This window comes from Dickeya poaceiphila (assembly GCF_007858975.2).
Classification (GTDB): Bacteria; Pseudomonadota; Gammaproteobacteria; order Enterobacterales; family Enterobacteriaceae; genus Dickeya; species Dickeya poaceiphila.
On the sequence record NZ_CP042220.2, the window covers coordinates 366,601 to 386,155 of the forward strand.

Annotated in this window: 14 protein-coding genes; 9 read left to right on the forward strand and 5 right to left on the reverse strand. The window is 52.9% G+C overall.

All coding sequences use genetic code 11. The features are described from left to right. Window positions 1–7: 7 nt before the first annotated feature. The 4 genes from glpA (at window position 8) to Dpoa569_RS01625 (ending at window position 5,304) form a co-directional block, all read left to right on the forward strand. Window positions 8–1,651, forward strand: a complete 1,644-nt coding sequence (glpA, locus tag Dpoa569_RS01610) for an anaerobic glycerol-3-phosphate dehydrogenase subunit A (protein WP_042873247.1) — start codon at window positions 8–10, stop codon at window positions 1,649–1,651. Beyond that, window positions 1,641–2,891 carry a glycerol-3-phosphate dehydrogenase subunit GlpB gene (gene glpB / locus Dpoa569_RS01615; RefSeq protein ID WP_042873245.1) on the forward strand — a complete coding sequence of 417 codons (1,251 nt, stop codon included), beginning with the start codon at window positions 1,641–1,643 and terminating at the stop codon, window positions 2,889–2,891. Before glpA ends, glpB begins: the two co-directional genes overlap by 11 nt. Next, window positions 2,888–4,090: an anaerobic glycerol-3-phosphate dehydrogenase subunit GlpC gene (gene glpC, locus Dpoa569_RS01620; protein ID WP_042873243.1), complete on the forward strand. Its 1,203-nt coding sequence runs from the start codon at window positions 2,888–2,890 to the stop codon at window positions 4,088–4,090. Before glpB ends, glpC begins: the two co-directional genes overlap by 4 nt. A gap of 515 nt (window positions 4,091–4,605) precedes the next feature. Beyond that, complete coding sequence (locus Dpoa569_RS01625) at window positions 4,606–5,304, forward strand: pirin family protein (protein WP_042873239.1); 699 nt, start codon at window positions 4,606–4,608, stop codon at window positions 5,302–5,304. Window positions 5,305–5,463: 159 nt separating this feature from the next. On the opposite strand, the gene Dpoa569_RS01630 is transcribed toward Dpoa569_RS01625, so the two are convergent. The 4 genes from Dpoa569_RS01630 to Dpoa569_RS01650 form a co-directional block, all read right to left on the reverse strand. Beyond that, on the reverse strand, window positions 5,464–6,951 hold the full coding sequence (locus tag Dpoa569_RS01630; RefSeq protein ID WP_042873238.1) for a hypothetical protein: 1,488 nt from the start codon (window positions 6,949–6,951) through the stop codon (window positions 5,464–5,466). Between the two features lie 1,004 nt (window positions 6,952–7,955). After that, window positions 7,956–8,705, reverse strand: coding sequence for a hypothetical protein (locus Dpoa569_RS01640; RefSeq protein WP_042873236.1), 750 nt, complete (start codon window positions 8,703–8,705; stop codon window positions 7,956–7,958). 538 nt (window positions 8,706–9,243) lie between these two features. Then, window positions 9,244–9,795, reverse strand: a complete 552-nt coding sequence (locus Dpoa569_RS01645) for a gluconokinase (protein WP_050569558.1) — start codon at window positions 9,793–9,795, stop codon at window positions 9,244–9,246. 255 nt (window positions 9,796–10,050) lie between these two features. Further along, window positions 10,051–10,644 (reverse strand): YhgN family NAAT transporter, encoded by a 594-nt coding sequence (locus Dpoa569_RS01650; protein ID WP_042873234.1) that lies wholly within the window; start codon window positions 10,642–10,644, stop codon window positions 10,051–10,053. Between the two features lie 197 nt (window positions 10,645–10,841). Between Dpoa569_RS01650 and asd the strand changes: the two genes are divergently transcribed. The 3 genes from asd to cspE all read left to right on the forward strand — a co-directional run bounded on the left by asd (window position 10,842) and on the right by cspE (window position 13,171). Continuing rightward, window positions 10,842–11,942, forward strand: a complete 1,101-nt coding sequence (gene asd, locus Dpoa569_RS01655; RefSeq protein WP_042873233.1) for an aspartate-semialdehyde dehydrogenase — start codon at window positions 10,842–10,844, stop codon at window positions 11,940–11,942. 214 nt (window positions 11,943–12,156) lie between these two features. Next, complete coding sequence (gene nikR, locus Dpoa569_RS01660; protein ID WP_042873232.1) at window positions 12,157–12,576, forward strand: nickel-responsive transcriptional regulator NikR; 420 nt, start codon at window positions 12,157–12,159, stop codon at window positions 12,574–12,576. Window positions 12,577–12,958: 382 nt separating this feature from the next. After that, the gene (gene cspE / locus Dpoa569_RS01665; protein ID WP_012768004.1) at window positions 12,959–13,171 is read left to right on the forward strand and encodes a transcription antiterminator/RNA stability regulator CspE; all 213 of its coding nucleotides are present in this window, start codon (window positions 12,959–12,961) and stop codon (window positions 13,169–13,171) included. Between the two features lie 155 nt (window positions 13,172–13,326). Here the strand turns inward: cspE and Dpoa569_RS01670 are convergent, their stop codons facing one another. After that, window positions 13,327–15,012, reverse strand: coding sequence for a sensor histidine kinase (locus tag Dpoa569_RS01670; RefSeq protein ID WP_042873230.1), 1,686 nt, complete (start codon window positions 15,010–15,012; stop codon window positions 13,327–13,329). Between the two features lie 382 nt (window positions 15,013–15,394). On the opposite strand from Dpoa569_RS01670, the gene glgB reads away from it, so the two are divergent. Beyond that, entirely contained in the window at window positions 15,395–17,578 is a 2,184-nt protein-coding gene (gene glgB, locus Dpoa569_RS01675; RefSeq protein WP_042873228.1) for a 1,4-alpha-glucan branching protein GlgB, read from the forward strand. Further along, window positions 17,578–19,548, forward strand: a complete 1,971-nt coding sequence (gene glgX, locus Dpoa569_RS01680; protein WP_042873226.1) for a glycogen debranching protein GlgX — start codon at window positions 17,578–17,580, stop codon at window positions 19,546–19,548. The genes glgB and glgX overlap by 1 nt, the downstream gene beginning before the upstream one ends. The last annotated feature ends 7 nt before the right edge of the window (window positions 19,549–19,555 follow it).

Below are 19,555 nucleotides of genomic sequence, written 5' to 3' on the forward strand. Positions count from 1 at the left end.
AGCGGAAATGGCGAACAACGGTTTGCGGCGAGAAACAGATGTAGTGATTATCGGCGGTGGCGCCACCGGCGCGGGAACTGCCCGCGATTGTGCGTTGCGCGGGTTGCGGTGCCTGTTGCTGGAACGGCACGACATTGCCACCGGGGCTACGGGTCGCAATCATGGATTGCTGCACAGCGGGGCGCGTTATGCGGTCACCGATGCGGAGTCTGCCCGTGAATGTATTGAAGAAAACCAGATTCTGCGACGCATCGCCCGTCACTGTATCGAGCCGACTGATGGCCTGTTTCTGACGTTGCCGCAGGATGATCTTGATTATCAAACCCGGTTTATTGCTGCCTGCCAGCAGGCGGGGATACGGGCGCAGGCTATCGATCCGCAGGAAGCGTTGCGACTGGAGCCAGCCGCTAATCCGGCACTGATTGGTGCAGTGCGCGTGCCGGATGGCACGGTAGACCCGTTCCGGTTGACCGCCGCCAATATGATCGATGCCTGTGAACATGGCGCGGAAGTCTTGACCTATCACGAGGTCATCGGATTGATCCGTCAGGGGGGGAGCGTTGTCGGTGTGCGCGTTTTCGACCACAAACGCCACCTGGCCAGCGAAATTTATGCGCAGGTAGTGGTTAATGCGGGTGGCATCTGGGGGCAGCGCATTGCCGAGTACGCCGACCTGAGTGTTCGCATGTTCCCCGCCAAAGGCGCATTGCTGATTCTGGGCCACCGCATCAATAACCGGGTGATTAACCGCTGTCGCCCACCGGCTGATGCCGACATTCTGGTGCCGGGTGATACCATTTCGCTGATAGGCACCACCTCGACCCGCATCGATTACGACCAGATAGACCACATGACGGTGACCCCGGAGGAAGTGGACACGCTGATCCGTGAAGGTAGCCTGCTGGCGCCGCAACTGGCGCAGACTCGCATTCTGCGCGCTTACGCCGGGGTGCGGCCACTGGTGGCGAATGATAACGACCCGTCCGGGCGCAGCGTCAGCCGCGGTATTGTGCTGTTGGACCATGCCAGCCGCGACGGGCTGGAAGGTTTCGTCACCATTACCGGCGGCAAGCTGATGACCTACAGGCTGATGGCGGAATGGGTCACCAACAAAGTGTGTGAAAAGCTCGGCCATCGGGCTGAATGCACCACCGCGTCACGCCCGTTGCCGGGTTCTGAACTCTCGGATGCAGACCAGCCGCAGGCTGCTTCGCCGTTATCTGCTCCATTGCGCGGTTCCGCCATTTATCGCCACGGACATCGTGCTGCGCCGCTGGTATCCGGCCAGCGGGTGGACAGCAGTCTGGTGTGCGAATGTGAAGCCGTGACGGCAGGCGAGGTGCGGTACGCGGTGGAGTCGTTGCAGGTTAACAACCTGACCGACCTGCGCCGCCGTACTCGCGTCGGCATGGGCACTTGTCAGGGGGAATTGTGTGCCTGCCGCGCCGCTGGCCTGTTGTGCCGACTGGGGCAATCCACGCCACAACAGGCGGTGTCGCAACTGAGTCAGTTTCTTAATGAGCGTTGGAAAGGTATGCGCCCCATCGCCTGGGGGAATACGTTGCGGGAAAGCGAATTTACCAGTTGGATTTATCAGGGCTTGTGCGGGCTGACCGACCGCCCGGAACAGGAGGGCGGCGATGCGTTATGACGTGGTGATCATTGGCGGTGGGCTGGCTGGGTTAGCCTGCGGCATTCGCCTGCAAGAACAGGGTAAACGCTGTGCCGTGGTCAGCGTCGGGCAAAGTGCGTTGACCTTTGCCTCCGGTGCGCTGGACCTACTGGCCGCACTGCCGGATGGTACAGCGGTCAGTCAACCGTTGACCGCGCTGGACGAACTGGTGGCACAGGCACCGCATCATCCTTACACTCTGATGGGTAAGGCGCGTGTCAGCCAACTGGCGGCGGACGCTGAAGCACTGCTGGCACGTTGCGGGTTGTGGCTGCGGGGAGAGAGCGGAAGTAACCATCAACGCCTGACTCCGTTAGGCAAGTGGCATCCGTGTTGGCTAAGCCCATCGGATAGCGTCACGCACGGCCTGTCAGGGACGCCAGCGTGGCGGCAACCGCTGGTTGCCGGCATCGAAGGATTTATGGATTTTCAGTCCCGACTGGTCGCCGGAGAATTACAGGCGCAGGGGATCGCCGCTCGCGCCGATGATGTGCGCTTACCGTTGCTGGATGCGCTGCGGCAAAATGCCAGCGAATTCCGTTCATTGGCTATCGCCCGGTTGCTGGATACCCCGGCAGGCATTGCAGCGCTGGCCGAAGAACTGATGACGCGGGCGAGCGGTAATGATGCGGTGATACTGCCTGCCTGCATGGGGCTGGAGGCGCAGGCACAACTGAATGCCGCGCTGGGTAAACCAGTCGGGTTGCTGGCGACGTTGCCGCCATCGCTGCCAGGAATGCGCCTGCATCAGGCCCTGTTGGGGCGTTTTCGCCAAATCGGCGGGACACTGATGCCGGGAGATAAAGTCTTGTCGGCGCAGTCGCATGAAACGGGCGTGACATTGTGCACCCGCAGTCACGGCGAGGTGCCGATGCGGGCTGACCATGTGGTATTGGCAAGCGGCAGCTTTTTCAGCAACGGTCTGGTGGCTGAACGTGATCGGGTAGTGGAGCCGGTGTTTGGGCTGGATGTCGATTTTCTACCGGTTCATGAGAACTGGAGCAAGCCCAACCTGTTTGCAGACCAGCCGTATTTGCAATTCGGGGTAGTAGCGGATGAGCAGTTGCACCCGGCTATCGGCGGCCATACTCAGCCCCGGTTGTATGCGATTGGCTCGGTATTGCGGGGGTATGACCCGTTACGACAGGGATGCGGCGGCGGGGTTTCGTTGCTGACCGCGCTATACGCTGCCGAGATGATCACAAGGGAGAACCGATGATGAGCCGGTCTGACACCAGTTTTGAGAATTGCATCAAGTGTACCGTCTGTACAACTGCCTGCCCGGTTGCGCGTGTCAATCCGCTCTATCCGGGGCCAAAACAGGCGGGGCCGGATGGCGAACGCCTGCGACGCAAAGACCCGGCACTATTTGATGAAGCGCTGAAGTATTGCACCAACTGCAAGCGCTGCGAGGTGGCGTGTCCATCGGATGTCAAAATTGGCGACATCATCCAGCGTGCCAAAGCCAGCCATAGCCAGCACCGTCCGACGCTGCGAGACGCTATCCTCAGCCATACTGACCTGATGGGTTCCGTCGCCACCCCATTTGCACCGCTGGTGAATACCCTCACCGGGTTGAAACCGATGCGTCAGTTACTGGACAAGGCGTTGAAAATCGATCACCGTCGCCAGTTGCCGCGTTATTCCCACGGCACGTTCCGCAACTGGTATCGCCAGCAGGCAGCGCATCAGTTGCAGTTTGCCGATCAGGTGGCCTATTTCCATGGTTGCTACGTCAACTACAACCACCCGCAACTAGGTCGTGATCTGATCCGCGTGTTTAACGCCATGGGTGTTGGGGTTCAGTTACTGACCAAAGAGAAGTGCTGCGGTGTGGCGCTTATCGCCAACCGTTTTCTCGATAAGGCACGTAAGCAGGCCAGTTTCAACCTGGCCTCGCTGGATGATGCGATTAACAGCCGTGGTCTGCCGGTTATTGCGACCTCGTCCAGTTGCACCTTTACGCTGCGCGATGAATATCCCCATCTGCTGGGGCTGGACAATCACCACGTGCGCGATGGCATTGAACTGGCGACCCGCCACTTGTATCGCTTGTTGGATCAGGGCCGGACATTACCGCTACAACCCTTGCCGCTGCGAGTGGTGTATCACACCCCTTGCCATCTGGAACGCATGGGGTGGACGGCGTATACCCTGGAACTGCTGCGGCGTATTCCGGGGCTGGAATTGCAGGTGCTGGATTCCCAATGCTGCGGTATTGCCGGAACCTACGGCTTCAAGAAAGAAAACTACGACACCGCACAGGGGATTGGCGCGCCGTTGTTCCGGCAGATCGAGGCCAGTGGTGCCGACCTGGTGATCACCGATTGTGAAACCTGCAAATGGCAGATTGAAATGTCTACCAGCAAAGCCTGTGAACACCCCTTCAGTTTACTGGCTAAAGCATTACCAGCATAAATGGCTGTGGTGATTTGTCGCCCTCTCTGTTTTTTTCTTCGAGAGGGCGCTGCTTTTTATTTCCCTTTTATTATGAGTGGTTAAATATCAACCATTTGATTCTGAATAAATAATCTCTCATTTCTATGATCAAATGGCGTGAAATTCAGGCAGGCTGGCCTTCTCAGACGTGTTTTTTGTTTGAACTGGACAAAAAATGCTTTACAGGTTCAAATGATAATGATTATTATTGTCGTGCGTTCCGGGAAAGCCTATGAATCCATCTTGTGACTCATCGCGGTTTTGCTGTGAAGGCACGACATTGCTCACATTGCTTCCAGTATTACTTAGCCAGCTCGGGTGCTGGCTTTTTTTTTATTCTGATTTTTTGGGAATCTAGTTTCCTGTTTGTTTCCTTTTGGCGGTGCGACGTCAAAAATTTCTCCCGGAAATTTTTTGAATAGAGCGTTGAGTTTTTTAGGCTTTCTTATTCCCGGCTGGCCGCTAGACTAAAAAAAACATTCGAGGAGCGCACCATGATTTATTTACGCAAAGCACAAGACCGCGGCCATGCCAACCATGGCTGGCTGGATAGCTGGCACACGTTTTCGTTCGCTGATTATTATGATCCTGATTTTATGGGGTTTTCCGCACTGCGGGTGATCAATGAAGACTATATCGAGGGCGGGCAGGGTTTTGGAACCCACCCGCACCGGGATATGGAAATTCTCACCTATGTGCTGGAAGGCACGGTGGAACATCAGGACAGTATGGGTAACAAAGAGCAGATCCCGGCGGGTGAGTTCCAAATAATGAGTGCTGGCACCGGGATCCGCCACTCCGAGTACAACGCCAGCCAGGACAAACTGCTGCATTTGTACCAGATTTGGGTGATCCCGGAAAAAACCGGCTTGACGCCGCGTTACGAGCAACGCCGTTTTGACGAACCGCAGGGTCGCCAGCTGGTGCTGTCGCCGGATGCCCGCGACGGGTCGCTGAAAGTGTTCCAGGACATGACGTTGTGGCGTTGGGCGCTGAAAGCGCAAGAAGAATCGGTCTACCAGACTGAGCTGGGCCGTTATCTGTGGATTCAGGTAGTGCGAGGCACGATAGAGATCAACGGTCAGCAGGCGAGTACCAGCGACGCGTTGGCTATCTGGGATGAGGCGTCCATCACCGTACGCGCCAGCGAAGACAGTGAAATCCTGCTGTTTGATTTGCCGCCGGTAAAGTGACCACGACATGCCAAAATCAAGTCGTTGGACAGCGCTTAGGTTATAATGGGCAGAATAAAGGCAGGCTAATGAGCCTGCCTTTCCGGTTTACATGATGTGTTTAGCTGCCTGTTAGCGACCTTCTCGCGGTCAGCCGGTAGCTTGTTGCAACATCAGCTATCAGGACTTCACGCTACGCACCAGCGTTTGCTTGCAAATATGTCCGAATGTGAGGAACTTATAATTATCGCCTCCCACGCCTACATCCGTTTGCGTTGGGATTCTAATTATCCATCCGCCAACATCAAAGGTTGAGTTCCAGGTATTGTAGTAACCTAGGCTGTAATCTCTGAATTCGGTTGAAAAATCACCATTACAGGCGTTTAACGCAATCGTGCCTGATGCGTTACCACTGGCGTCAGTGATGATAGAGTGAGCCATACTTTCATCAAATTTGATGTCGGTTTTGATATTCGTAGTTCGCTGATTGAGATAGAGAACTGCCTCTACATTTGGAATTCCCGCCCCGGTTGAATCAGTAAGACGCACATTCCAGTTAACGTTACGGTAGGCTTGTGTGATTAGGAAGCTATAGGCTGAGTCATTTACACCACCAGGTATATACAGAACATTATTTTCCCCTTTAACCGCATTGGTAAGCTTGGCAATTTTTGAACCGAAAGACAGCTGATAATATTGAGCAGGCGTCGGTAATTTTGCTGGATTAGGCGACACTTTTACCAGAATGATTTCATTCGGCTGTGACGGGGTGATGGTATGTTGCTCACCGGTATTACGCGTTACCCAGGTATTGCCGCCGTCAGTCGAGTACGACAACAGCCAATAGCTGCTTGCAACGTTGTCTGCACCTGTCAGGCGAAGCACAACCTGCTGACCACTAATTGCAGTAAATGCGTAGTAATCCTTATCTAACTCATCGTCAGAGTTAGCTTGGATATTATACAAGCCATCAGGTAAAACGGTTGCCCGCGATGGTGCATCATTGAGTTCGTATGGATCAATATTTGTATTAACGATGCTACCGAAGGTAAATGCAGAACCATCCGTAACATTACCTTGTATATACCAATAGTAGTGGCCAGGCTTAAGCCGGTTGAGTGTGACTTCATCGTTGTTATCTGGATTATCAGAAGACGATACCAATGTCAGATTATTTTTTCCATCATCGCTCAACAACTCCAACAACACGTTTGTGCCTGCACTCTGGTTGATTACGTACGTTGTGGTTTTCGCATCTTGCGTGATTTCAAAATGGTAACAGGCGAATTGACCAGTTTGCAGGCCACTGAGTGTATAAGATGCGTTTATTGACAGGGTCGGGCACAATGGCGTAAATGTGCTGTCACTGGTGGCAGCCAGGCTGCGTGATAAGGCGTTGGCCTGTTTTTTTTGCGTTGCCGCCTTTAGCACGGAGGCATTGGGTTTAATAATAATAACGCCGTCTTTTTCATTTTTGGTTAAGAGAGGCTTGTTGGCTGCTATTTGACGCATTTTTTCCGGTGCATTAAATAAGGCAACAGGACCTTTGTTGGGCAGTTTTTCGATATCTTTAACCTCAACAGAAACACTGGTTTCAGCCATGGCTGAGTTGAGGCTGAATGTTAACCCTGCTGCTATAAAACATAACCCAAGACGATAGAGCTTCATTTCTATAATTCCTTTTTCATTAATGACAGACATATAACTAAACGAACGAAAGATTGTGCTGTGCACATATTTCACTTTTTGTGAATCAGGGGGCTTTTCTACACAGGCATTATCGTAAAAATAGCTTTTTACGGATGTGGGTTAAACTGGTCGTGTCGTATCAACCGCGCCTGGTGTGTTGCGTAACAATAGTCATTCCATCTGTTTTTTTGTTCTTTTTTTAGGGTATGTAGCTAACTAAAAATTCCATAAAAGTAAACTGACTGATCATTCAGTGACAGCGAGAAGAAATAATCAAACATGGCAAACCCTCTCACATTACTTTATGAGAACGTAATTAATGTCAGTGTGATAGTGAGTGGTTTGAATATGCATCAATGCATTTGCACTTTTATTCCGTTCTCTTGTCGCCAACTACAGTATTCCCATTAAGCTACTTTTTTTGTAAGAAAAAGTAAAGTGTTGCTATGGCAGGTTTCTATAAAAATTCATCTAATTGCCTTATTACGACTACGCGTATCAGCGGACTGATTTTTAGTTATTTTTTATTCAAACTGAATTGATAACTTGAAAAATGATATATATAAAATCATTAATTTAATAACATTATTATCATGATAATTATATGTTGTTGTATTTAGGTATTCAGTAAGTATCGACATTTCGGGTGGTGGGGAAGGATAACAACAGATAACAAAGAGCAGATCCCGGCGGGTGAGTTTCAGATAATGAGCGCTGGGACGGGGAGCCGTCACTGTGCGCGCCGGCAAAGACAGTGAAATTCTGCTATTTGATTTGCTGCCGGTAAGGTGACAATGGTGTGTGAAAGCGGCCCCTTGAATATTTGCTTTCATTAACGCTGATGTTAGTTGTCGATACGCCAGCACTATATATTGACGAGGGCGATATTGTGTTACTTATCTTAAGGAGCGCAGGCAGACCATTAGCCTGCCTGCGCCATCAGGCGATTGTATCTCCAGAGAACCTGATGCTCCTGCTACTCATTACTTAGGCACACCGTTAGTTAATAATTGTTGTCGCCAATTGTTATCCCAGCTCCGCTGATGGATCTCCCTCCCTGAATCATCATGAGGAGTGACACGGGCAAGATTTCGCGTCATGATTTCCGCGCCGATATCAATTGTCTGAGCATAGTTGTCTCGATTAAAAGAGACACCGAGGTCAAAGTCTTCAGCGTCAAAGACCGCTATCTGTGCATTCGCCAGTTTGTTTGCCTGTTCAACCAGTTCGCGTGATGAATTAAGCGCTTGTTCTAACCGTGTAACCTGTTCCTGGTTCAATCCTTGCGTTTTTGTTACAAGCAGCCTGCCGTACTGACTCACGGTAAATCCGAACGACGCTTCTTTTAAATCCGGATTATCTTTGACAAGATTATCCATAAAAGATTGGTAAGTCTGGTCAATTTTCTGCGATATCGCATGTAGAGCGCTCGACGCTTCGTCCATCTTTTTAAATTTTTCAGCGAGCAGCTCCATAAAAGAGGTATGCATTTCTTCTGCCGTTAGAACTACCGGCTTAGAAACCAGATTCGTCGCTAGCATTTCGTCACGATACTGACTAAAGGCTTCGATGCTGATTGTTACCGCCTGACGTTCAACTTTTACTTCGCTTGTGGCGGCTACACCACTATCATCAGCCTGCTGTTGCCCAGAGGGGGTTTGTGTTGCTCTCAAATTCAGCTTTGAGTGTGGATCGGCTATCGAGAGTGATCCGAACGTAGGAATAGTGTTCATACCATGTTCTCCTGTATGTTATGACTTCACGCTACGCACCAGCGTTTGCTTGCAAATATGCCCAAACGTGACGTATTGGGAGTGTTTTCCTCCCACTATTTTATTTATGAGAACCCATTTAATGTCAGTGTGAGAGTGAGTGGGTTGAATATGCATCAATGCATTTACACTTTATATTCCGTTCTCTTGTCGCCACTACAGTGTTCTCATTAAACTACTTTTCTGTAAGTAAAAGTAAAGTATTACAGTGAGCGGTTTCTATAAAAATTCATCTAATTGCCTTATTACGACTACGCGTATCAGCGGACTGATTTTTAGTTATTTTTTATTCAAACTGAATTGATAACTTGAAAAATGATATATATAAAATCATTAATTTAATAACATTATTATCATGATAATTATATGTTGTTGTATTTAGGTATTCAGTAAGTATCGACATTTCGGGTGGTGGGGAAGGATATCAATGGATAATAAAGGCGACGATAATTCAGGAAGTCGCCGATTGGGTTAGGGTGATTGAATTGGCTGTTAGCCGCTATTTGCTCAACCGTGAGTCGGTATCCGCCGTGTTGTGGGTGTTGAGATGCAAGATTGCTGCAACGCACCGCGCTACTACCTGGTCCAGCGTGTCGTTGATATCCACTGTGATGACATCAGTTTCCGTCTCATCCGGTTCTTCCAGCGCATCAAACTGGCTTTGCAGCAGCGCTGTCGGCATAAAATGGCCGGCACGCGCCTGATGGCGTTGCACAATCACCTCAAAACTGCCTTTCAGATAAAGAAATACCAGGCCGTCGTTGCCTTCGCGCAAGCGGTCACGGTAACGCTTTTTCAGGGCTGAGCAGACAATAATGCCGGTTTCGTTTTTATTCAGCAGGCTGTAAGCGACATCGTTCAGGCGTTCCAGCCAGGGGGCGCGGTCATCGTCGTTGAGCGGCTGGCCGCCAGCCATTTTCTGAATATTGGCTCTTGGGTGCAGATCGTCGCCATCAATGAATCTGGCGTTAATCTCGCGTGCCAGTTGGGCACCTACGCTGGATTTACCGCTGCCGGAAACCCCCATCAAAATAATACGTTGTCCTGACATAATCGTCATCGCTCTATCCCAAACGGTCACTTAAATGCTGCGCACGTGTTTTGGACCCTAGCACGTTACCGGCATCATGATACCGGTAACATTGTGCATTGTGATGTATGTCACGCCGGGTAAGTATGACCTACAGCCATTACGGTAATGACTTCTGGTGGGGTTGTCAGCGCCGCGGCGTCAGTACGCATTGATGATTGGCGGGATATACCCGTTCTCTGCGTTCTCAGGGAAACGGAGAGAACGGGGTGAGGTTTACAGCTTCAGGTAGGCCCGAACGCCGTCCAGAAACATTTGGGTGGAGAGCATCACCAGCACCAACCCCATCAGCCGTTCCAGCGCGTTGACGCCTTTGTCGCCTAACAGCCTCAGGAACAGGTTTGACAACAATAGCACGACCACGGTGATGGCCCAGGCAATGAATAGCGCCAGCGTCAGATGCGGCAACTGGTTCGGGTACTGGTGGGAGAGCAGCATCAGCGCGGCCAGAATCGACGGTCCGGCCACCATCGGGATAGCTAACGGCACCAGAAATGGCTCGTCGCCGGCGGGCAAGCCGCTGGTAAAGCCTTCCTGTGTCGGGAAAATCATGCGGATGGCAATCAAAAACAACACGATACCGCCGGAAATAGACACGGTTTCGGTACGCAGATTCAGTATCGCCAGAATCTTCTCGCCCGCGAACAGGAACACCAGCATCACGCCCAGTGCGATGATCATCTCTCGAATCAGCACCACGCGTCGTCGTTTGGGATCAAGATGTTTTAGTACCGACATAAACACCGGCAGATTGCCGAGTGGGTCCATAATTAACAGCAACAGGACGGTTGCCGAGATCATTTCAGTCATGGTGGCGGTAAGCTCCTCTCATCCCAGCCTGTTGTCAGGCTCATTAGGCGTGTTGCTGAAAACGCCTGAGTCATCGAATAAATTCACTTGCGACTTCTGATACATTTTGTAAGGTTGACAGACATCACTTAAAACTATGCTCCCTGCCTGAAACGGCAGTCGGATTGCTTTTTGTCACCCCAGGCAGGACGGTTACCATGAAAAATGTTGGTTTTATTGGCTGGCGCGGAATGGTCGGTTCGGTACTCATGCAGCGCATGGTGGAAGAACGCGATTTTGATTTAATCCGCCCGGTATTTTTTTCGACGTCGCAGCACGGCCAATCGGCGCCGGCGCTGGGCGGCCAGCAGGGTGTCCTGCAGGATGCCTATAATCTGGACGCGCTACGCGCGCTGGATATCATCATCACCTGTCAGGGCGGCGATTATACCAATGAAATCTACCCAAAGCTGCGTGAAAGTGGCTGGCAAGGGTACTGGATCGACGCAGCATCGTCTCTGCGAATGAAAGATGATGCGATTATTATTCTGGACCCAGTCAACCATAGCGTGATCAAGTCCGGTCTGGACAAAGGCATCAAAACCTTTGTGGGCGGTAACTGTACCGTCAGCCTGATGCTGATGTCGCTAGGCGGCCTGTTCGCCAACGACCTGGTAGAGTGGGCATCCGTTGCCACGTATCAGGCGGCGTCCGGCGCGGGCGCGCGTAATATGCGTGAACTGCTGATTCAGATGGGTCAGTTAAACGCAGAAGTCGCCGGCGAACTGAGCGACCCGGCTTCCGCCATTCTGGATATTGAACGCAAAGTGACGGCGCTGTCACGCGGCGGTCTGGACGTGGAAAACTTCGGCGTGCCGCTGGCCGGTAGCCTGATTCCGTGGATCGACAAACAACTGGAAAACGGCCAGAGCCGCGAAGAGTGGAAAGGTCAGGCAGAAACTAACAAGATCCTGAACACCGCCAGCACCATTCCGGTGGATGGTCTGTGCGTGCGCATTGGTGCGCTGCGTTGCCACAGCCAGGCTTTCACGCTCAAGTTGAAAAAAGATGTGTCGATTGCGGAAATCGAGCAGATGCTGTCAACCCACAATGACTGGGTGAAAGTGGTGCCGAATGACCGTGAAATCACCATGCGTGAACTGACTCCGGCGGCGGTAACCGGTACGTTGTCCACCCCGGTGGGCCGTCTGCGCAAACTGAATATGGGTCCACAGTACCTGTCTGCCTTCACTGTCGGCGACCAACTGCTGTGGGGCGCTGCTGAACCGTTGCGCCGTATGCTGCGCATCCTGCTGTAATTTCTGCTGCCTAAACGCGCCTTGCCGGGCGCGTTTTACTTTTCTTCACCCTGTCTGGCAATCATCTGCTGTGCTGCTTGTCTCTCTTTGTCGTGTTAGGGATTTGCGTATCGTTTTGCGTTGAGTCACGATCATCATGACCAACCCCGGCATAATGGGGCGACCTGCGTGGCGCCACGCCGGAAGATTCTTTTCGCTTTTCTGTGAGGCTGACATGCAACGACTGACTATTTCTCTGGATGACTCACTGGCTGAAGCGCTGGATGCCCTGATGCTGCGCAAAGGCTATGCCAACCGTTCGGAGGCATTTCGTGACATGTTGCGGCGCGAACTGGGTGAAATGACGGCGGCGCAGGATAAAGACGCAGAGTGCGTAGCGGTGCTGAGCTATGTGTACGACCACCATGAACGCCAGTTGTCGAGCCGACTGGCCGGTATGCAGCATGAACACCATCACCTGACCGTCTCTACCATGCATACTCATCTCAGCCATGACGAGTGTGTGGAAACCGTGATTCTGCGTGGCCCGACCGAGCGTGTAGAACGGTTTGCCGCCTCAGTCATCGCCCAGACGGGGGTGCGCCATGGCCGGTTGAATCTGATTCCGATGGCGCAGGCGGCGAATGAAATATGACCGGCAGCGTACACACAAGCAGCAGAATGTGTGGACCCGGCTGACGCATAGGGTGAGATGCTAGCGGACCAGACGCGGGTCGTGCCGGGAAATTGCTGGGTCAGGATTCATCAACTGTATGAATTATAAATAATATAAAATATTTTCATGCCGTAATAATACATAATGCTTGCTTTCAGGTCCGATGAATGCGTTAATAACCAAACGGTTTGTTAGTCAGACCTATTTATGCCAAGCATTTTACTAAAGTAGTCCTCAGTCCAAGCGTTATCCTCAGATATCACTTCCCCTGAATCTCTTTTTTTCTTGCTCATAAGTATTTCCTGCATTGCAGACCCCTGTTGCCCTTAAACGGGCTGGAAAAAAATTACGAGGTAGTATGATGTCTAATAAAATGACTGGTTCAGTAAAATGGTTTAACGAATCTAAAGGTTTTGGCTTTATCAGCCCGGCTGATGGCAGCAAAGACGTATTCGTACATTTCTCTGCGATTCAGAGCGACAGCTTCAAAACGCTGTACGAAGGCCAGAAAGTGGAATTTGTTATCGGCAACGGTCCGAAAGGTCCTTCTGCTGAGAACGTAGTAGGGCTGTAATTTCACAGGTCATCCTCACCGACGATAGCGAAGATGGCGTTAGCCGGAGCAGTGACGTGATGTGATACCCTGATTTGCCTGAGAGCGGCTTCCCCAAAGGGGAAGCCGTTTTTTATTTCAGGTGTGCCGTTGTGGTAAGCGGGTTTCGCGCTACGTTATTCCACCCGCAACGGTACTCGCACCCGCACGCGGGTAAAACGTTCCGGCTCGCTGGTGACGGTGATGCCGTAGTGATGGCCGTACCGCGCCTTGATGCGCCGATCCACCAGATTCATACCCAGTCCATCGCCGCCGTTACGCGGGTTATAAGTGCCGGCGTTGTCCTCAATCGTCAGTTCCAGCATGTTGGCATAGGCGCGGGCTTCAATGCGCAGATGCCCATTGTCCAGCATTTGGGAGATACCGTGCTTGATGGCGTTTTCCACCAGCGGCTGCAAGGAAAAGGCAGGCAATCTGGCTGCTCTGAGCGATGACGGAATAGCTATCTCTACCGTCAGCAAATTGGTGAAACGTGCCTTTTCAATATCGAGATAGGCGCTGATGTGCTCCAGCTCATCGTTGAGTGCGACTTCGTCGCCACTGCGTTTGAGGTTTTTGCGAAAAAAGGTCGATAGCGACAGTACCAGTTGGCGCGCCTGATCCGGATTACGACGAATCACCGCCGACAGGGTATTGAGGGCATTGAACAGGAAATGCGGATTGACCTGCGCATGTAGCAGTTTGATTTCGGATTGTGCCAACAGTTGTTTCTGCTGCTCGAAGCGTCCGGCGAAAATTTGGGCTGACAGCAGATGGCCGATGCCTTCACCCAGCAGCCGGTTAATACGGGAAAATAGCTTATTCTTCGGTTCATACAGTTTGATGGTGCCGATTACCCGTTGTTCTTCGCCGCGCAGCGGGATCACCAGTGCGGAACCGAGTTGACAGTGCGATGAGATAGCACAGCAAAAAGGTGCGTTGTTACTGTCAGCGTATACGACCTGATTGCTATCGATAGCCTGATGCGTGTGGGGGGAGGTAATCAGCGAACCGGCCAGATGGTGGTCATCGCCGGTGCCGATGAATGCCAGCAGTTTTTCCCGATCAGTGATGGCGACAGCGCCAACGCCCAGCTCTTCATACAAAATGCGCGCCACCTGCATACTGGTGCCGGAATTAAACCCTTCCCGCAATATGCCTTCGGCTCTGGCGGCAATCTGCAAAGCCCGCGTAGAGAATGTCGATGTGTAGGTTTCAAATACTGCCCGGCGGTCCAGCAGGATGCGCATAAACATGGCAGCACCGATGCTGTTGGTGACTATCATCGGTAAAGCAATGCTTTTGACCAGCGCCAGCGCATCGCCAAACGGTCGTGATAACAGCAGGATAATACTCATCTGCAGCACTTCCACCACCAGGGTTGTGGTGGCGATGACCAGTGGCTGAAACAGCAGGTCGATGCGATAGCGTCGGGTCATGTAACGGTGCAGCAGGCCACCTGCCAATCCTTCCATGATGGTGGAAAACATACAGGCCAGCGCGGTCATGCCACCCAGCGAGTAACGATGCAAACCACCGGTCAATCCGACCAGAATCCCTACCGATGGCCCACCCAATACGCCGCCCAGCAGCGCGCCAATCGCGCGGGTATTGGCGATGGAGTCACCAATGTGCAGACCGAACCAGGTGCCAAGGATGCAGAACATGGAGAACGTCAGGTAGCAGATCAGTCTATGCGGCAGAGTGATGGTGACCTGCGTTAGCGGGATGAACAGGGGTGTTTTGCTTAAAAGATAGGCAATAACCAAATGGACGCATGTTTGTTGCAGCAATGACAGAATCAAATCAACCTGACTGATCATAAACGAGACACCTCCTTGTTGGGTCAGGCAATTTTACGTGCTGTTCTCTAAGGAACCCCGAACAGGATCAATATTCGCTAAGACTATGATTAATTATTTTTTCTTATGGTTTTGGGGCGCAAAAATTTATCCGATATCTCAAATCTTTTCTCTTTTCTTGACTAAGATGAATCTTAGGCTTACCTGAAGAACACTTCGCAGCGGCGAGTATTACTGCGATGTTTCATTTTCTTAGGTCAGTTCTCTTCTTGGTGGGGGCAGGCTGGTTCCTTTTCTGTTACTGCCGCGGGGCATTCGCATACCAACTCAGAATGCTGAAGAAATGGCCCGTTGCTTTAACAGCTTTACTTTATTTAGATAGTTAATTCAGAGGACGGATGCCATGTCAGGATTTTCCGATCAGAACGTCATTAATCTCCTTTTTTCCGGCCATTATGCCGATCCTTTCGCAGTATTGGGTATGCATGTCACCTCATCGGGGGTGGAGGTTCGCGCGCTTCTTCCCGATGCCAGTGATGTACAGGTAGTAGACGCACACAGTGGGCGCAAAGTAGCGAGCCTGCAGTGTCAGGACTCACGCGGTTTTTTCGCGTCGGTGATTCCCCGCCGCAAAAAGCCATTCAGCTATCGGCTGGCGGTGACCTGGCAGCAGGATACACATGTCATTGATGATCCTTACCGCTTTGGCACGCTGTTGCAGGAATTGGATATCTGGCTGCTGGCGGAGGGGCGCCATTTGCGGCCATTTGAAACACTCGGCGCGCATCCATCCACGCTGGATGGCGTTGATGGCACCTGCTTTGCCGTCTGGGCGCCGAATGCCCAGCGCGTGTCGGTGGTCGGTGATTTTAATTTTTGGGATGGTCGCCGTCATCCGATGCGGCAGCGGCGTGAAAATGGCGTGTGGGAACTGTTTGTTCCCGGCGTCGGGCTGGGGCAGTTGTACAAATTCGAAGTCATCGACTGCTACGGCAATGTGCTGGTGAAGTCTGATCCCTATGCCTTCGCGTCTCAAATGCGTCCGGATACCGCATCGGTGGTCAGTGCGTTGCCGCCAGTATTGCCGGTCGATGAGGCACGAAAGCGCGCTAACGATTTGCAGTCGCCGATTTCCATCTACGAGGTGCACCTGGGTTCATGGCGGCGGCACAGCGACAATAATTTCTGGCTCAGTTACCGCGAACTGGCAGACCAACTGGTGCCCTATGTGAAAGAGATGGGGTTTACCCACGTTGAGTTGATGCCGGTGCATGAACATCCGTTTGACGGCAGTTGGGGCTATCAACCGTTGGGACTTTACGCGCCGACCAGTCGCTTTGGTTCGCCGGATGATTTCCGTTATCTGGTCAGCGCTTTTCATGACGCGGGCATCAATGTTTTGCTGGACTGGGTTTCCGGCCACTTCCCGACGGATAGCTATGGTCTGGCGCGTTTTGACGGCACCGCACTGTACGAATATGCCGATCCGAAAGAGGGCTATCATCAGGACTGGAACACGCTGATTTATAACTTTGACCGTCATGAAGTCCGTAATTATCTGTCGGGTAACGCGTTGTACTGGACTGAGCGTTTTGGTGTGGACGGGCTGCGGGTGGATGCGGTGGCGTCGATGATTTACCGCGATTACAGCCGCCGCGACGGGGAGTGGGTGCCGAACCATTACGGCGGTAAGGAGAACCTGGAAGCGATAGGATTCCTGCGTTACACCAACCAGATGCTGGGGCAAAACCACGATGGTGCGGTCACTATCGCTGAAGAGTCTACCGATTATGCCGGGGTGACATTGCCGCCGGAGCATGGTGGGCTGGGTTTTCACTACAAGTGGAACATGGGCTGGATGCATGACTCGCTGGCCTACATGCAACTCGACCCGGTGCATCGCAAATATCACCACGACCTGCTGACCTTCGGCATGTTGTATGCCTACAGCGAGAACTTTGTTCTGCCGTTGTCGCACGATGAAGTGGTGCACGGCAAGCGTTCGCTGCTCGATAGAATGCCCGGCGACGCCTGGCAGAAATTCGCCAACCTGCGCGCGTATTACGGTTTCATGTGGGCTTATCCCGGTAAAAAGTTGCTGTTCATGGGCAGCGAATTTGCGCAAGGACGGGAGTGGAACCACGATGCCAGCCTCGACTGGCACCTGCTGGATGAACCCGATGGCTGGCACGCCGGCGTGCAACAGCTGGTGCGCGACCTCAATCACTGTTACCGCCAGACCCCGCCGCTCTATCAGTGCGATTACCTGCATCAGGGGTTTGAATGGGTGGTGGTGGATGACCATGAAAATTCGGTATTTGCCTTTATTCGACGCGATGCCGACGGCAACGAAATACTGATTATCAGTAACTTTACGCCGGTGCCCAGAGAGGGGTATCGCGTCGGTATCAACCAGCCGGGGCAGTGGCGCGAAGTGCTGAATACCGATTCCTGGCATTACCACGGTAGTAACCTTGGCAATCAGGGATTGGTGCGCAGCGAAGCGGTGGGCAGCCATTCCCGGCCTCAGTCGCTGGTGTTGACGCTGCCGCCGCTCTCCACCCTGTATCTGGCGAAGGAGGCGTAATGGTTGACCTGCTGGCGGGGCGCCCGCGACCGTTAGGCTCTTATTTCGATGGTGAAGGTGTGAACTTTGCCTTGTTCTCATCTGGAGCATCGCGGGTGGAGTTGTGTATTTTTGATGGCCTGCGGGAGCAGCGGTTGCCGCTGATGGCCCGTACCGGCGATATCTGGCACGGCTACCTGCCGGATGCACAGCCAGGCTTGTGTTATGGCTACCGTGTAGATGGTGTGTTCGATCCGCAACGTGGGTTGCGTTTCAACCCCAACAAGCTGCTGCTTGACCCTTGCGCCCGGCAGATGGATGGCTGGGTGGTGGATGACGAGCGGCTGCACGGCGGCTACGACCAGCCCGATGCGGCGGACAGCGCTGAAGTCATGCCGCGCAGCGTGGTGGTGGATGAACGTTATGACTGGCAGGGCGACAAATTGCCGCGCACGCCCTGGAGTCAGACAGTGTTGTATGAAGCGCATGTGCGCGGGTTGACCCGGCGGCATCCACGCATTCCGGCAGCGATACGCGGCACCTACGCCGCGCTGGCTCACCCCGTGATGCTGGAGTACCTGACGCAACTGGGCGTGACCGCCCTGGAGTTGATGCCGGTCCAACAACATGCCGACGAACCCCGTTTGCAAGCGATGGGATTGCGCAATTACTGGGGTTACAACACGCTGCTGCCGTTTGCGGTGGACAGCAGCCTGGCGGCAGGGGATGACCCGCTCAACGAGTTCCGCGACACCGTACGAACACTCCACAACGCCGGGATCGAAGTGATTCTGGATGTGGTGTTCAATCACAGTGCGGAACTGGATGCAGACGGTCCGACCCTGACGTTGCGCGGCATCGATAACGTTAGCTACTACTGGCTGACGGAGGATGGCGGCTATCACAACTGGTCGGGATGCGGCAACGTGTTGCGGCTTGATAACCCGGCTGTGTTGCAGTGGGTGATTGAGTGTCTGCGGTTCTGGCACGAGGTCTGCCATGTGGATGGTTTTCGTTTTGATCTGGCGACGGTTTTGGGGCGCACGCCGGATTTTTCCGCTTCAGCCCCGTTCTTTACGGCACTGCGTAATCACCGGTCGCTGCGCGACTGCAAGCTGATTGCCGAACCCTGGGACATCGGTCCCGGTGGCTACCAACTGGGCCAGTTTCCTGCGCCGTTTGTCGAGTGGAACGACCGTTTTCGTGACGACATGCGTCGTTTCTGGTTGCACGGCGACCTGCCTGTTGGGGTGTTTGCCCGCCGTTTTGCCGCCTCCAGCGAGGTGTTTGAGCGCAATGGTCGGCGGCCCTGGGCGTCGGTCAACATGCTGACCTCCCATGATGGTTTTACCTTGCGTGATCTGGTGTGTTTTAACCACAAACATAACCAGGCCAACGGGGAACAAAACCGGGATGGCACCAACAGCAATTTCAGTTTCAACCATGGAACCGAAGGGTTGGAAGCGGATGACGAAACGCAGGCACGGCGGCATACCAGTCAACAGGCGTTGCTGACTACGCTGCTGTTATCGCAGGGAACGCCGATGCTGCTGGCTGGTGATGAATTTAGCAACAGCCAGCAGGGCAACAATAACGCTTACTGCCAGGACAATGCGCTGGCCTGGTTGCACTGGGATCAGGCGGATACCGATTTACTCGCGTTTACGTCTGGGTTGATCCGTTTGCGCCGCACTATTCCTGCTCTGCAGCGGGAGCACTGGTGGCGTGACGGCGAGGACGACGTCCGGTGGTTGAATGCACAAGGAGAAGCGCTGACACCGTACGAATGGGAGCAGGGAGAACATCGGTTGCAAATTCAGCTTTCTGAACGCTGGTTGCTGTTGGTCAATGCTGCGCCGCAGGCGAGCGATTTCTCTCTCCCTGAAGGGAAATGGCAGGTCGCACCGCCGTTTTGCACAGCAGATCATCCACTCAATGGACGTGTTTGGCGTGGGCAGGCGAATGCAGTGTGTGTACTGGTAAAACAATAAAAAAAAG

Bases quoted from the DNA above. Each gene is read 5' to 3' on its own strand.
- glpA (WP_042873247.1), top strand. From the start codon at position 8: ATGGCGAACAACGGTTTGCGGCGAGAAACAGATGTAGTGATTATCGGC.
- glpB (WP_042873245.1), top strand. From the start codon at position 1,641: ATGCGTTATGACGTGGTGATCATTGGCGGTGGGCTGGCTGGGTTAGCC.
- glpC (WP_042873243.1), top strand. From the start codon at position 2,888: ATGATGAGCCGGTCTGACACCAGTTTTGAGAATTGCATCAAGTGTACC.
- Dpoa569_RS01625 (WP_042873239.1), top strand. From the start codon at position 4,606: ATGATTTATTTACGCAAAGCACAAGACCGCGGCCATGCCAACCATGGC.
- Dpoa569_RS01630 (WP_042873238.1), bottom strand. From the start codon at position 6,951: ATGAAGCTCTATCGTCTTGGGTTATGTTTTATAGCAGCAGGGTTAACA.
- Dpoa569_RS01640 (WP_042873236.1), bottom strand. From the start codon at position 8,705: ATGAACACTATTCCTACGTTCGGATCACTCTCGATAGCCGATCCACAC.
- Dpoa569_RS01645 (WP_050569558.1), bottom strand. From the start codon at position 9,795: ATGTCAGGACAACGTATTATTTTGATGGGGGTTTCCGGCAGCGGTAAA.
- Dpoa569_RS01650 (WP_042873234.1), bottom strand. From the start codon at position 10,644: ATGACTGAAATGATCTCGGCAACCGTCCTGTTGCTGTTAATTATGGAC.
- asd (WP_042873233.1), top strand. From the start codon at position 10,842: ATGAAAAATGTTGGTTTTATTGGCTGGCGCGGAATGGTCGGTTCGGTA.
- nikR (WP_042873232.1), top strand. From the start codon at position 12,157: ATGCAACGACTGACTATTTCTCTGGATGACTCACTGGCTGAAGCGCTG.
- cspE (WP_012768004.1), top strand. From the start codon at position 12,959: ATGTCTAATAAAATGACTGGTTCAGTAAAATGGTTTAACGAATCTAAA.
- Dpoa569_RS01670 (WP_042873230.1), bottom strand. From the start codon at position 15,012: ATGATCAGTCAGGTTGATTTGATTCTGTCATTGCTGCAACAAACATGC.
- glgB (WP_042873228.1), top strand. From the start codon at position 15,395: ATGTCAGGATTTTCCGATCAGAACGTCATTAATCTCCTTTTTTCCGGC.
- glgX (WP_042873226.1), top strand. From the start codon at position 17,578: ATGGTTGACCTGCTGGCGGGGCGCCCGCGACCGTTAGGCTCTTATTTC.